Source organism: Alteromonas gilva (assembly GCF_028595265.1).
Taxonomy (GTDB): domain Bacteria; phylum Pseudomonadota; class Gammaproteobacteria; order Enterobacterales; family Alteromonadaceae; genus Alteromonas; species Alteromonas gilva.
The window spans coordinates 1,776,891-1,790,542 of record NZ_JAQQXP010000001.1 but is presented as its reverse complement, the minus strand read 5'-3'; the positions used below and the strand labels follow the sequence as shown (position 1 = coordinate 1,790,542).

The window sequence follows — 13,652 nt, the reverse complement described above, 5'->3', positions numbered from 1 at the left end:
AGTAAAACCGACACATACCAGACAAGCATTAAGGTAATCACCGATGCGCTTCTGCGTTGAATTTGCGGCGCTCGTTTCGACACCGCTATGAGCTGGAAGTCACTTATAAAGTGTCGGATATTTTTACATTTCGATAACATGAATTCTCGAGCAAAATTAAAAACTCATTAAAAACAGCTAGTTGAAAACCATAAAACGCGGAAGATTATTGGCCTGAAAACTGCTTAATATAATAGAGACTTAGTGTAATAAGGACTAAATACCGTGGAAGCAGGATTAACAATGAAGCGTGTTTTAAGATCAATCATGTTGTGTGCCTCTGTGCTTGCAGGCAACACAATCGCCGCACCTTTTACAATTGAAATTGTTGCTGATAATGATTTCGCTGTATTTACCGGTACAGAATCAAATATCCATCACTTGTTGTATCAAAACGATGTCACCTGGACGGAACAAATCAACGAATTGTCTTCCCTCACGTTTAACGTGGCACCTGGAGATAATAAGTTTTATATACTGGCCATGGGTGGTGGTACGGAAGCCGAGAATATCAGCGGCTTAATCAACGGCGTAAATATGACAGACCCTTCAGTGTCAGTGCGTATGAGCAGTGATATTGCTTCGTTTCTGACCGGGTATGACAGCACAGCATATTTTACAGGCTCTAATACTGTTTACGCAGCCGTCGAAGATGGTACCTATGACGCCATACTTACTGACGTGCAAAGTGCATTTTCATCACCGGGTTTTGCCTGGATGTCACCCACTTTAAATACCACGCAAGGCGTTATTCAGGCCTCGGGTTTTGGTGCAGGCTACTCGTTTGGTTCACTTGAAGCACGCCTGTTTGAATTCGATATTGCCGATGTAAATGTTGAAGTGCCAGAGCCTCCGCTGATGGCAGTATTAGCGGCACTCTCATTGGTGTTTCTACGCCGGATCCGCTGCAAAAAGGCCTAGTTCCCCCCTCGAAGCTGACTGCCTACCGGGCAGTTAGCTTTACTTTTTTGCTGCCCGCTTGCCATTGCCCGTTTCTCCCTCCTACGACAGCGATAAAATATCCTGCCGCCTGAGTATTGATAACTCCCGCAGTTCATTGCATGCTACGCATCTACATTGCCAACGGCAAACATGCTGTAAACGCCCGCTGCCCTATTTTATTGAGCAATGCAGTCACCCAGAAGCAAATAGTTGTATCGCCTACAACCCGTTTTCGTGTTCTGCTCGCAGCAAACACAGGAGTTAATTATGAGCCATCATCACCCTGTCATAGCGCAGTTCTTAACGGTGCTATCTGACACACAAGTTGCCACCGGTGACAGGCGCACCGAGCACTACCGTTCAGGCTGGCGCTCCGGGCAAGGTAGTGCGTTGGCTGTCTTATTTCCCGACTCCCTGCTCAAGCTGTGGCAGGTATTGCAAATTTGTGTAGATAACAACTGCATTATTATTATGCAGGCAGCGAAAACTGGTTTAACGGAGGGCTCTACGCCCAGCGGCAACGATTACGATCGCGATGTTGTGGTGATCAATACGCTGGCCATGGATAAGCTGATTGTACTTGGCCAGGGTGAACAGGTAGTGAGCTTTCCGGGCACCACCCTACATAAGCTTGAAACAACCTTAAAGCCTCTCTCTCGCGCGCCGCATTCGGTCATTGGCTCATCCTGTTTAGGCGCTTCAGTGGTTGGCGGTGTCGCCAATAATTCCGGTGGTGCGCTGGTCAAACGTGGCCCGGCATACACCGAACTCGCCTTATTTGCGCGAGTGACCGCCAAGGGGCAACTGGAACTGGTCAACCATCTGGGTATAGCGCTGGGCGAATCCCCTGAAGAGATACTCAGCAATCTGGAAAATGGCCGCTTTGACAAGACCTGTTGCAACACAGACAAACACGCCAGTGCCGCCGATTATACTGACCGACTGCGCGACATCGACGCGCCCACACCAAGCCGGTTTAATGCCGATCCAACGCGCCTGTACGAGGCCAGTGGCTGCGCTGGTAAACTGGCGGTGTTTGCAGTGCGTTTGGATACCTTTGCGGTAGCTAAAGAGGAAAAAACATTTTATATAGGCACCAACAATCCCGAGACACTCACTCAACTGCGACGGCGAATTCTTAGCGAGTTTACTAACCTGCCTGAAGTGGGCGAATACATTCACCGCGACTGTTTTGATGTCGCTGAACAGTATGGCAAGGATACGTTTTTAAGTGTCAAACACCTGGGTACCGACCGATTACCTAAACTGTTTGCCATCAAAGGCCGGGTTGACGCGGTGCTCAATAAATGGCCCTTGCTCCCCAAATTCTTAACGGATCGGATCATGCAGGGCATTGCCAGGGTATTGCCCCCGCATTTACCCCGGCGTATGCTGGACTTTCGCAAACAATACGAACACCACCTGGTGCTCAAAATGAGCGATGAAGGGATTGGCGAAGCACAGGCATTTTTACCTGCGTTTTTTGCCGATAACAACGCAGTGGGTGACTTTTTTGAATGCAGCAGTGAAGAATCCAGCAGCGCGTTTTTACATCGGTTTGCCGCCGCCGGCGCCGCGATACGTTACCAGTTAATGCATAAACACACTGCCGGGGAGATTCTGGCGCTGGATATTGCCCTGCGCCGTAATGACATACAATGGGTTGAACAACTACCACCGTCCTTACTGGATAAAATTGACAAATCACTGTATTACGGTCACTTTTTTTGTCATGTTTTTCATCAGGATTACGTTCTCAAAAAGGGCGTTGACGCCAGTGCGGTGAAAGCAGAAATGTTGGCGTTACTCGATAAGCGCGGGGCCAGATATCCGGCTGAACATAATGTCGGGCATTTATATAAAGCCGAAGAAGGCCTTGCACAGTTTTATCGTGATATCGACCCGACCAACACCTTTAATCCCGGCGTTGGTAAAATGGAAAAGCATAAACGCAATTGTCATTGTTGTTAGTCACAAAAGCGTTGTCAGGTAAAAACGCGACAATAGCAGTTAAAGGAGAAACCCATAATGCTGTCGATGGGTAAAGCCCGAGCTTCGCATAAATGGTTAATGCGAATCGCCGGCTTACAGTTTGTGATATGGTCCCTGACGGGCTTATATATGGTCGCTATGGACATTCACTTTATTCACGGTGAATCGTTGAGCCATAGTCAAAATGATACGCTGACCTTGTCTTCGGTGAACTATTCGCTGTCCGATTTACTGAGCAACTATCCGGATGCCGGAAACGTCGTGCTGACCCGGCTGTTAGATCAAACCGTTTACCGCTTTCGTGCGCCGGCCGTCAATGGCCGCTGGCATTTGGTAAGTGCTGACAATGGCCGGGTATTGCCGCCAATCTCGCAGCAACAGGCTGCCATGATTGCCCGTCAGCAATTTACCGGCACAGCCAATATTGATGCGGTGCGTCAGCAAATTCCCGCTAATCCGGCCGCGCCTGGCAAGCGTTCGCTATGGATAGTGACCTTTGATGACATTGCCCGCTCAACGTTCTATATCCATCAGCACAGCGGCGAGATCGTTCGCCGCCGCCATTCTTACTGGCATGCCTTTGACTGGGCATGGCGATTTCATATTATGGATTACGACGACGGCGAAAATGTGACCAACCTGTTGTTACGCGCCATTGCCATACTGGGCTTGCTGGCAGCGCTCAGCGGAGTGTTGCTGCTGGCGTTTCGTTTAACCGCAAAATGGCGGGCAAGCGAATGAAGCAGCGTGTTTTATTTTCATTCTGGCATAAATGGCTGGCGCTACTGGTTGCAGTGCAAGTGCTTATCTGGCTGGGCACCGGGCTGTATTTTAATTTCACGGAAGGCAGCACAGAGACTGTTCGTGAGGTGCGCCAGCCGGTCAGCCATGGTGGTGATGTTGCCAGCGTTACCCTGTTTCCCCTGGCACAGCTGAAGGCACCGGCCCCGCGCAAAGTTGAACTTATCTGGAGTCTGGGCAACCCCTACTATGTGCTGTGGTATAACGAGCCGGCGCACCGTTATTTTCCCTTACAACGTCGAGTTTATGATGCCCGGACTGGTCAGCCATGGCAGATCGGTGCCTCACAGGTAGCCAGCATTGCTCAACGAGCCTACCGCAATGCCACGGATACCGTCATGTCACAACCGGTTTTACTATCGCCGCCCTTCAGTGATATTAACAAACAGCAAAACCCCCTGTGGCGGGTAAATGTTGACGATGCGTTAAACACCAGCATTTATCTGGACGCCCTCACGGGCCACGTTGTTACCTTTGTGAATGACGATACGCGCTTAAAAGTACTCATGTTTACCCTGCATTTCATGGACTATGCAGGCACCGGTAGCTTTAATCATTGGATCATTATTGTTTTTGCCATTGCGACTTGTCTGCTGAGCTTCAGTGGCGCGTATTTGTTGTTTTGCAGGCATGTGTTAGCCCGCTCTGCAACAGCAGAGAAAGCCCCACTGGCTGAACACACCCTTACAATACGTGACAATCAGGGTGATACTCATTCGCTGACGTTTACTCAGCACCTGAATGACAGCCTGTACCATGCGTTACTTGCTCACAACGTCAGTCTGCCCTCAGAATGTCATGGCGCAGGCACCTGTGGTAAATGCCAGATTGTTACCGATACGTCACTACCGGTGACACCCGTGGAGTCTGCGCATCTGTCAGAGCAGGCTATAAATCAGGGCGTCAGGCTTGCATGCCAGCACACCTGCCGCCAGTGCCACGCTATCGACATTCCGATGGCGATGCCGCGCTCAAACGGGTAAGTCACTGCCATCAGCGGCGCAACTGGTATTTTCTGAGAAAAAAATAAGCCCCGAAATAATCGGGGCTAAAAGACCCTTATAGCAAGGGTTACAGCTCAAAACATCAGCGCTTTAGCTACTATTACGAAGCTAAAGCGCCGTCTCAGACTTAGTTTTTACTCAGTAAGTCGTGCTGTTTAGCAAGAGACAGATTTTGTTTTACGATGCGCTGACTTTTCGACTTTTGCTGTGCCCAGGTCAAATCCGCAATGCAGGCCGAGTGGTTGTCAGTCAGGCAGTGCATCACTGCGCGGTTGTTTAACGCAAACACGTTATTTTTGCTGGTTTCAACAGCGGCATCACAATGTTGTTTAGCGGCGTCTAACTCGCCGGTAGCGACATAGGCCACGCACAGGTTGTTATGTAACGGGCTGCGCTGGCCACTGACTGAAGTTTTTGCCAGGGCCGCTTTAGAACGTGCAATACCTTTAGCATAATCACCAGACTCGATTTCGCGCACTCCGTTTACATCATCAATGCTGGTTTTAAGGCGATAGGTGTCGGCAGTAACAGGACTTGCAGTGCTACCTGCTATGGCGCTACCGAGCGTTAACGTACAGCAAGCAGCAGCGACAAGTGATTTTGTAATGTGACGTGTAAAAGACATAGTATTTTCCTCAACGAACATGTTTTCTGTTAGGCTTTGCCGTTCACAAGAGACTTGTTAACAAAAAGCCACTACTTGTTAAAATTTTTGTTGAGACCGAGTATGTGCCATTAAGCGTAAATGCGCCTGATGAACAAGTAATTAAAACCTAACGAATTACTAATAGATAAACTAATTCTTTACTTTATAATTAGTTATAGAAAAACCTAATGAATCCTCGGAGCAAATAAGGTTGTCTTTTAATCCGCCGCCCGGCAGAGGGTGTTTTACCATCAATGATTTTGTTGTCGATATTGGCGATCACACCGTTAGTCGTGGCAAATCGGTAAAGCGTGTCGAACCCAAAGCGATGCACGTATTATACATTCTGGCCTGTGACGCCGGAGATACGGTAGAGCGTCAGGCCCTGCTGCGCGAGGTCTGGCACGGCCGTATCGTGGTTGAGGAGGCACTGACCAGAATTATTTCGCAGTTGCGTCAGGTCCTTGATGACAGCAGCCAGCGCCGGTTGATTCAGACCGTACCGAAAAAAGGGTATCGATTACGCGGTCAGGTCGTCTGGCAGGAAAAGCCAGCAGCGACATCCTCTCACACAGATGGCGCAGACACGGTAAGCGCCGAACAGCCCACATTAGCAACACCGCCTGCACCGGCACCACAACCAGCGTCATCGACACCACAAAATGTTGCCCGGGATGAAGCTCACCCGCCAGCATCGCCATACCGGGCAATAAAAGGGCGATGGTTATTCACTTTTACCCTGCTGGCAATGTTAGCGATGGGGCTTGGTATATGGCGCTATGTCAGCACAGGTCAGCCCACAGCATCAGACACTCCTGCAGCGTTAAGTACCTCCGTGGCAGTCATGCCATTACGGCAATTAAGCAAAGATGAGTCTACCCTCTACCTGGCGGAGGGTATGACAGAAGAACTCATTGATGCGCTGGCCAGCACCGCTGAACTCAATGTCCCGTCGCGTTACTCCACACTGGCAGTTAACACTGCCGATAAATCCCTGACCCAGGTTGCAGCCGAACTGGATGTGCGCTACCTGGTAGAAGGCAGTGTGCGGCGAATTAATGACGAGTTTAAAATATCTGTGCGCCTTATTGATGCCAAAAGTGATCGCGTGGAGTGGTCGCAAAGCTATACCAATTCGGCCAGCAGCCTTTATGCTATCCAGCAAAGTATTGCAGCAGCCATAAAGCAGGTATTGCTGCCGCAGCGCACTGTGAATAGCACAACCCAACAAACCGGGTCAGTCAGCAACGTTGAAGCCTATCAATATTACCTTAAAGGTAACTACTGGCTGATGAACGGTAAAACCAGCGAATGGTATTATCAGACTGAGACAGCATTACAAAAGGCCGTCAGCCTGGCTCCCGATTTTGCCGCCGCCCATGGCAAATTGGCCTTTATCTATGCCCGCTATAATTTTCACGATACCTATTTACCACGCGATATCGCTCACCAAAAAGCCCAGCAAGCCATTACGACTGCGTTACAGCATGATCCAACCGAGCAAAATGCACTGCTGGCGCGCACCATTTTAGCCATTGACAGCGGCGATTTTAACCGCGCCGAGGCCACCCTTAACGATGTGCTTGAACGCAACCCGCAGGATGCGACGGCGTTGTACATATTCTCTGAACTGGCGCTGGCAACAAATCAGTTTGACGCAGCCCTCTCGTTCGCCCGCCAGGCGCATAAGCAGGATCCCTTATCCCCCTGGATCAACGTTAACCTTGCTATTGTGCAGTTTTGGCGGGGTGACTATAAGGCCGCCTTGCAAGCGGCGCAGCAGGCTATTGAAATCGACGACAGCTATACCTGGGCCTATGTGTGGCGGGCCAAAATACATCACCGCCGCGGTGAGTTAGCTGCCGCCATCGAGACAATGCTCGCGTCCAACCGCATTGATACGGCCTCACCCGTGAACAACGCTTATTTGGGTTTACTTTATTTTGAGTCTGGTCAACCTGAAGAAGCCGATAAGTGGTTTCAGCGCACCGCACGCTTGCTTGGCGACACGCCTCACGCGCGCTTCTGGCAAGGCTTTCAACGCTTTACTCTGGACCGGCAAGCTGCCGACATAGCCCAGCAACTGTTAGTTAATTTGCCGTCGCTGGACAATACCATTTTCAGTCTGGTGCCCGTGTTGTTTAACACCTATTTACAGCTTGGCAATACTGACGCGGCACAGGCGTTTTTTACAACGCGATTGCAACATGGTCCTGCCACAATGGTAACCATACACAACCATCACCTGGCAGCTGCACTACTTGCTCTGCCACAGCCGCCGGTCGAACAGTTGAAGTGGCAAAAAAGCATGACGCAGTTTGCGCAAATAGCGCCCGATACTGCCCTTCAACATCAAATTTACCCATTGTTATACGCATCTGTCACAACGCCAGAAGCTGCCAAGCCGATAGTAGCAATGCAAAATGGCCCTACGTGGTTCGACTACCAGTGGTTGTTAACCCGGCAGGGTGATGATAACAATTGATCAGCGCCTCTAATTAACCACTAAAAACGCCGGCCTGCCCAGGCAGTTCACTGGCTCTGGCGCTGTTTATTTTTTAGTATAACTGTCATCTGTCTGCGCATTATAAGAATACAGGAATGAACATGGATTTAGGACTCAACGGTAAGCAAGCCATTGTTTGCGCGTCTGGCCGCGGGTTAGGCCGGGCGTGCGCTGAAGCGCTTGCCAAGGCGGGTGTCAACCTCGTTATCAACGGCTTGAATGCTGAGCGGCTCGCAGCGGTGGCCAGTGACATCGCGGCAACCTACGGCATTAAGGTAACGCCGGTGGCTTGCGATGTCAGCACCGCCGAAGGCCAGGCCGCGTTACTTGCCGCCTGCCCTGCACCGGATATTTTAGTTAATAATAATGGCGGCCCGCCACTCAGGGATTTTCGCGAGTTGGATAACCACGCCATGGTCGATGGCATCAATATGAATATGCTAACCCCTATCAATCTGGTACAGCGGGTAATCGATGGCATGGCAGAGCGAGGCTTTGGCCGGATCATTAACATTACTTCCATGACCGTCAAAATGCCCGTTGCGGGGCTTGATTTATCCAGCGGTGCGCGGGCTGGCTTAACCGCATTTTTAGCCGGTATTGCGCGTACCGTGGCCGATAAAAACGTCACTATCAATAATATTCTGCCCGGCTACTTTAGCACCGACCGCCTGGATGGCGTCATTAGTGCCGGCATGGCCCGCACCGGCAACGACAAAGACACAGTCACCCGCGAGTTGACGGCTAAAATACCGGCCAACCGGTTTGGCGATCCACAAGAATTTGGTAATACCTGCGCTTTTTTGTGCAGCCAGTACGGCGGCTACATTACCGGCCAGAATATCCTGTTGGATGGCGGATTAAACCCCAGCGCCTTCTAACCGGCTGTCACTCACAGGCCGTGAGGTTAAGTAAACCGCAGCGGACTGTGCGGTCTGTTATGCAGTCCTATCGACTTTAGTACGCTTAACACCCGCCGAATTGGCCTGGTAAAGGATCCGCTTACCCACACCCATTATTTATTGCCGTTACAAAACCTTAACTCGCACCAAATCGCTATCGATAGCCTTGATATCAGCTATTTAATGCTGGCCAGACTGCCAAAGTCTGCTAGTGGCGCACTGATGGGCATACGGGAGAGTTACCTCAATGCCGCGTGTGAAGAAATGATTGCGCAATCGGGGTCAATTGATGCCTTTACCCGCGAGGAACTGGGTGTTTCTGAAGCTCAACCCGGACAACTCAAAGCTAATCTGTTGTACTAAAGCTTGATCAATCTCTTAATCATAACGCTGCTATACACCACTTCACTTCGTGTGGGTAGTGTATACGCAGTGTGTTTCCATGAGCAGTCATACGTTTATCAAAGCTATCGGGAGTTGTTTTAGACTGTATTCCCGCTGTGCATTTGTGCAATTCAACAATCACACTGACTTTCCAATGACAATTTTCTTTCTTATTTCTATTGAAAAACGTTTATCACTTAACTCGTTGCAGGCAGCAGGTCACGTTGACGCATTTGAAAATAACTCACCGCCCACATAACGAGACCGCCTAAAAACAGCAGTGCCGCAGCGTAACCGGTTTGATTAAAGCTCGCTCCCGAGGCCAGCATGGCACCGCCTACCATCGGGCCAATGGCGTTGGCCGTATTAAAGGCGCACTGCACCAGCGCACCAATCATGGCATGGCCGGTAGGTGACACATCCAGCAACATCGACTGTATGACTGCGGCAATGCCAACACTGGCGCCAAGCAGGAATACCGTAATGTATAACCACCAGATATTCGTGGCGGCAAACACATACATTATGGCAATACCAATACTGCACAACAGGGCAATCCCGGTGGTACTAATGGGCGAATGATCCGCCATTTTACTGATAAACCAGTTGCCGATAGTGGTGCCTATACCAAACATCATCATGGCCACAGAAATGGTAACTTCCGGGGTTTTGGTCACGGTTAATATGGTGTCAGCGAGGTAGGTGTAAATACAAAACACGCCGCCAAACCCCACGAAAATGATCCCCGAAATTGACCACACCAGTTTGTTTTTGAGCACGCCAAACTCTTCTCTCAGACGCGTTGGGTTAGTTACCGGGCTGCTCGGTACCAGCAAATAAATCAGTACAATGGTAATCAAAGCCAGCACCGCAACAATAGCCATGCACACGCGCCAGCTCATGTTCTGGCCAATGAGGGTGGCCATGGGCACGCCTACGATAGTGGCGATGGTGAGCCCGGCAAACACTTTAGCCATATAGCTGGCGCGCTTGCCTTTGGGCGCCATATTGGCGGCAACTAATAACGCTGTGCCAAAATAAGCGCCATGAGGCAAGCCCGACAACACGCGATAAAACACCAGTTCCGGTAAGCTTGAGGCAATTGCACTTAAGGCATTGGCAACAAACATCATCACCACAAACAACATCAAGGATGTCCGTCGATTGGTTTTATTAGTGAGCAGCATAAACAGCGGCGCACCAATCACAACACCAATGGCGTAACCACTAATGGCATTGCCGGCCAGTGCGGGCGTCACATTATAGGTTTCGGCAATCAGCGGCAGCATCGACATAGACGAAAACTCAGTGAGTCCCAGTACAAAGGTGCCAAGCGCCATGACTAAAATAGCCCAGGCAGACGCGCGCTGATTAGTGGGTGTTGCAGACATAAACATCCTTTAAAACATGATCGGGGTTATCGTGAACCCGATCCCCTCTCAGTGTGTATAAGCAAAATATTGAAAAGCGATTATACGCTATGTCAGCCTTGTTGTACTGCGTAACACACCTCCTTGCAGACAGTGCGGCAAGCAAATTTGCCAGCGTTACCAGCTATTAACCAAATCTTACAACTTCGTTTACCAACACATTGGCATTTTATTAACGAAATTAACCGCCGAGTGTGTCAGACTGTTTGCCAGCCTCGGGCTAACACGATTGCGTTGTCGCCGTTTAGTAGAGCTGCGCCCTTGAATAACATGCAAGTGTCGATAGAGTAACGCATATCGAATTATTTTTTTCGGATAGGATTAATGCCTGCAGAGCAACAAAAAAATTCGCAACACAAAATACTGGTGCTGTTCGCCCATCCTTCCCAGGCACAGTCGGAAGTCAACGTCGCCATGTTCGCCGCGGCGCAACAACACGATGCCGTTACGGCTATCGATTTATACGCTGAGTACCCTGACTTCAATATTAATATCGGCAAAGAGCAGGAACGCTTATTAGCCCACGATATTATTGTGTTTCAGTTTCCCATGTACTGGTACTCCACTCCATCAATCCTCAAAGAATGGCAGGATCTGGTGCTCGAATATGGCTTTGCCTACGGCACCGATGGCACCGCCTTAGCCGGCAAACGGTTTTTATGCGCACTGTCGGCCGGCGGTCGCGAGGAAGCCTTTCAGAGTGACGGTTTTAATCACTTTACGTTGCGCGAACTCCTGCAGCCCCTGGAGCAAATGGCTGATATAACCCGCATGGTTTACTTAGCGCCCTTTGCGTTGTTTGGCTCGCGAACGGCTAAAGAAGAACATCGCGTTACCCGGCATACGGCGCTGTGGTCACAGTTGCTCGATAGTCTGGCCGACGGTGAGATTGATATTCAGCGCGCCGCTGAGCTTGAGAATCTTACCAGCTATTTTTCCACTGCGGATGACACGCCATGACCGGTTATTTTTTACAGGCATTTGTGTATTTACTGGCCGCGGTGGTGGCTGTCCCCATAGCCAAAAGACTGGGGCTCGGCTCCGTGCTGGGCTATCTGCTTGCCGGCTTAATTATTGGTCCGCTGCTTGGCCTGGTAGGCGAAGAAACCACAGCTATTCAGCATTTTGCTGAGTTTGGCGTGGTCATGATGCTGTTTTTAGTCGGCATGGAACTGGAGCCCCAAGCGCTGTGGAATATGAAAATACGCCTGCTGGGCCTGGGCGGAATGCAGCTTACCCTCACCGTGACCGCCATTTTTGCTATTGCTATGGCCTGTGGGTTGAGCTGGAGTGTCGCCCTCACCGTGGGGTTAATTTTGGGCTTATCGTCCACGGCAATTGTGCTGCAGACTTTTCAGGAAAAGGGTCTGCAGCAAACCGAAGGGGCTAAAAGCGCTTTCTCGGTGCTGTTGTTTCAGGATATCGCGGTTATCCCGATGTTAGCGCTGATCCCCCTGCTGGCACTGCCCGAATTAGCAGATACGGCGTCGGCGCACACCATCACTGCACAGCATGACAGCGAGGATTTTATCAGTAGCCTGCCCGGCTGGCTGCACGCCATGGTCATTATGGGCTCTATTGCTGTGGTAACGGTTGGCGGTCATTACCTGAGCAGGCCACTGTTTAGGTTTGTTGCTGCCTCCGGATTGCGGGAGATTTTTACTGCCACTGCATTGATGCTGGTGATAGGGATTGCCGCATTAATGGGTATGGTGGGGTTATCACCCGCGCTCGGTGCCTTTTTAGCCGGTGTGGTAATGGCCAACAGTGAGTTCAGACACGAACTCAAAGCGAATATTGAACCCTTTAAAGGCTTATTGCTGGGGCTGTTTTTTATAACCGTTGGAGCGGGCATTCACTTTGACACCTTACTCAGCAATGCCAGTCTTATTGTTCTGATTACCCTTGCGGTAATGGTGTTAAAGGCTGCGGTACTGCTTGGCGTCGCGTTAGTATTTGGTCTTAGCGGCAGCAACCGCTGGTTACTCACATTAAGCCTGGCTCAGGCCGGTGAATTTGGTTTTGTACTGATTAGCTTTGCCACGCAAAACAACGTACTGCCGGGCGATCTGATTGCCATTTTGCAGTTGGTGGTAGCGCTGTCGATGTTCCTGACACCGGGGCTGTTTATTGCATTTGATAAACTTATCATGCCACGCTATATGCGCGGCTCACACCACCGCCAGCCCGATAACGTCGAGCATAAAGGCAATGTGGTGATTGCCGGCATTGGCCGCTTCGGGCAAATCGTTAACCGCCTGCTGATTGCCAATGATATCACCACCGTAATTCTTGATATCCGCTCGGCGCAGGTCGATTTGATGCGCCGGATTGGCACCAAAGCTTACTTTGGCGATGCGTCGAAACCGGCCATGCTCGATACCGCCGGCATTGCCGATGCTAACCTGATGGTGATTGCCATCGACGATCGTGAAACGGCCATCGATATGGTTAAGTTTGCCAAACACGCCCACCCGCACCTCAAAGTGCTGGCCAGGGCATTTGATCGCGGCCATGGCTACCGGTTACGTCAGGCCGGTGCTGACTACATTATCTCGGAAACCTACCATTCAGCGTTAGAAATGGGTGCCGAAGCATTACGCTCGCTAGGCGTTCACCCCTTCCAGGCTGAACGGCAAAAGCATGCCTACAAAGATATCGAAGCGCAGCAAAACGACGTGCTCTACAACGCCTGGAAAGACAACGCCAGCGGCGAGCGGGTAGACAACAATTACCTCGACTTACTGATGGAATTAGAACAACTCATCGAAGAGGCACTGAATACTGATTTACATGATAACCATTCCAAGCGTCGCGGCTGGACCCCGCCGCCTAAAGGCTATGCCGAAGAGCAAATGAAACAGTACAATGAAAATAAGAAATAGCCAGTTAGCGGTTTACATTGAATAGTTCAAAATAGCAAAACAGCGCTGCGCGGCGGTAATTTTAAAAACGTGCAACAGTAATATTGTCAGCACGATGACGCATATCGCAATAAATCGTTTT

Annotated in this window: 11 protein-coding genes; 9 read left to right on the top strand and 2 right to left on the bottom strand. The window is 50.2% G+C overall.

Features of this window, described 5'->3' with window-relative positions; all coding sequences use genetic code 11:
* Nucleotides 1-282 precede the first annotated feature (282 nt).
* From OIK42_RS07930 to OIK42_RS07915, 4 genes are all read left to right on the top strand, one after another.
* Nucleotides 283-960, top strand: coding sequence for a hypothetical protein (locus tag OIK42_RS07930; protein ID WP_273639607.1), 678 nt, complete (start codon nucleotides 283-285; stop codon nucleotides 958-960).
* A 288-nt stretch (nucleotides 961-1,248) separates the two neighbouring features.
* Nucleotides 1,249-2,952: a D-lactate dehydrogenase gene (gene dld / locus OIK42_RS07925; protein ID WP_273639606.1), complete on the top strand. Its 1,704-nt coding sequence runs from the start codon at nucleotides 1,249-1,251 to the stop codon at nucleotides 2,950-2,952.
* Between the two features lie 57 nt (nucleotides 2,953-3,009).
* On the top strand, nucleotides 3,010-3,714 hold the full coding sequence (locus tag OIK42_RS07920; RefSeq protein WP_273639605.1) for a PepSY-associated transmembrane domain-containing protein: 705 nt from the start codon (nucleotides 3,010-3,012) through the stop codon (nucleotides 3,712-3,714).
* Nucleotides 3,711-4,757 carry a PepSY domain-containing protein gene (locus OIK42_RS07915; RefSeq protein WP_273639604.1) on the top strand — a complete coding sequence of 349 codons (1,047 nt, stop codon included), beginning with the start codon at nucleotides 3,711-3,713 and terminating at the stop codon, nucleotides 4,755-4,757. Before OIK42_RS07920 ends, OIK42_RS07915 begins: the two co-directional genes overlap by 4 nt.
* Nucleotides 4,758-4,905: 148 nt before the next feature.
* On the opposite strand, the gene OIK42_RS07910 is transcribed toward OIK42_RS07915, so the two are convergent.
* Nucleotides 4,906-5,403, bottom strand: coding sequence for a tetratricopeptide repeat protein (locus tag OIK42_RS07910; protein WP_273639603.1), 498 nt, complete (start codon nucleotides 5,401-5,403; stop codon nucleotides 4,906-4,908).
* Between the two features lie 232 nt (nucleotides 5,404-5,635).
* Here OIK42_RS07910 and OIK42_RS07905 point away from each other — a divergent pair, with 232 nt between their 5' ends.
* From OIK42_RS07905 to OIK42_RS07895, 3 genes are all read left to right on the top strand, one after another.
* Complete coding sequence (locus tag OIK42_RS07905; RefSeq protein ID WP_273639602.1) at nucleotides 5,636-7,909, top strand: tetratricopeptide repeat protein; 2,274 nt, start codon at nucleotides 5,636-5,638, stop codon at nucleotides 7,907-7,909.
* A 122-nt stretch (nucleotides 7,910-8,031) separates the two neighbouring features.
* Nucleotides 8,032-8,811, top strand: a complete 780-nt coding sequence (locus OIK42_RS07900; protein ID WP_273639601.1) for an SDR family oxidoreductase — start codon at nucleotides 8,032-8,034, stop codon at nucleotides 8,809-8,811.
* A 141-nt stretch (nucleotides 8,812-8,952) separates the two neighbouring features.
* Complete coding sequence (locus tag OIK42_RS07895; protein WP_273639600.1) at nucleotides 8,953-9,195, top strand: tyrosine-protein phosphatase; 243 nt, start codon at nucleotides 8,953-8,955, stop codon at nucleotides 9,193-9,195.
* A gap of 218 nt (nucleotides 9,196-9,413) precedes the next feature.
* Here OIK42_RS07895 and OIK42_RS07890 read toward each other — a convergent pair whose 3' ends face one another.
* A complete protein-coding gene (locus OIK42_RS07890; protein ID WP_273639599.1) occupies nucleotides 9,414-10,607 on the bottom strand; it encodes an MFS transporter in 1,194 nt (397 codons plus the stop codon).
* Nucleotides 10,608-10,970: 363 nt separating this feature from the next.
* Here OIK42_RS07890 and OIK42_RS07885 point away from each other — a divergent pair, with 363 nt between their 5' ends.
* Nucleotides 10,971-11,606: an NAD(P)H-dependent oxidoreductase gene (locus OIK42_RS07885; RefSeq protein WP_273639598.1), complete on the top strand. Its 636-nt coding sequence runs from the start codon at nucleotides 10,971-10,973 to the stop codon at nucleotides 11,604-11,606.
* The gene (locus tag OIK42_RS07880) at nucleotides 11,603-13,531 is read left to right on the top strand and encodes a cation:proton antiporter domain-containing protein (RefSeq protein WP_273639597.1); all 1,929 of its coding nucleotides are present in this window, start codon (nucleotides 11,603-11,605) and stop codon (nucleotides 13,529-13,531) included. Before OIK42_RS07885 ends, OIK42_RS07880 begins: the two co-directional genes overlap by 4 nt.
* Nucleotides 13,532-13,652: the final 121 nt, after the last annotated feature.

Coding starts and splice junctions, on each gene's coding strand:
- OIK42_RS07890 (WP_273639599.1), bottom strand. CDS start 10,607: ATGTCTGCAACACCCACTAATCAGCGCGCGTCTGCCTGGGCTATTTTA.
- OIK42_RS07900 (WP_273639601.1), top strand. CDS start 8,032: ATGGATTTAGGACTCAACGGTAAGCAAGCCATTGTTTGCGCGTCTGGC.
- OIK42_RS07915 (WP_273639604.1), top strand. CDS start 3,711: ATGAAGCAGCGTGTTTTATTTTCATTCTGGCATAAATGGCTGGCGCTA.
- OIK42_RS07930 (WP_273639607.1), top strand. CDS start 283: ATGAAGCGTGTTTTAAGATCAATCATGTTGTGTGCCTCTGTGCTTGCA.
- OIK42_RS07880 (WP_273639597.1), top strand. CDS start 11,603: ATGACCGGTTATTTTTTACAGGCATTTGTGTATTTACTGGCCGCGGTG.
- OIK42_RS07910 (WP_273639603.1), bottom strand. CDS start 5,403: ATGTCTTTTACACGTCACATTACAAAATCACTTGTCGCTGCTGCTTGC.
- OIK42_RS07885 (WP_273639598.1), top strand. CDS start 10,971: ATGCCTGCAGAGCAACAAAAAAATTCGCAACACAAAATACTGGTGCTG.
- dld (WP_273639606.1), top strand. CDS start 1,249: ATGAGCCATCATCACCCTGTCATAGCGCAGTTCTTAACGGTGCTATCT.
- OIK42_RS07920 (WP_273639605.1), top strand. CDS start 3,010: ATGCTGTCGATGGGTAAAGCCCGAGCTTCGCATAAATGGTTAATGCGA.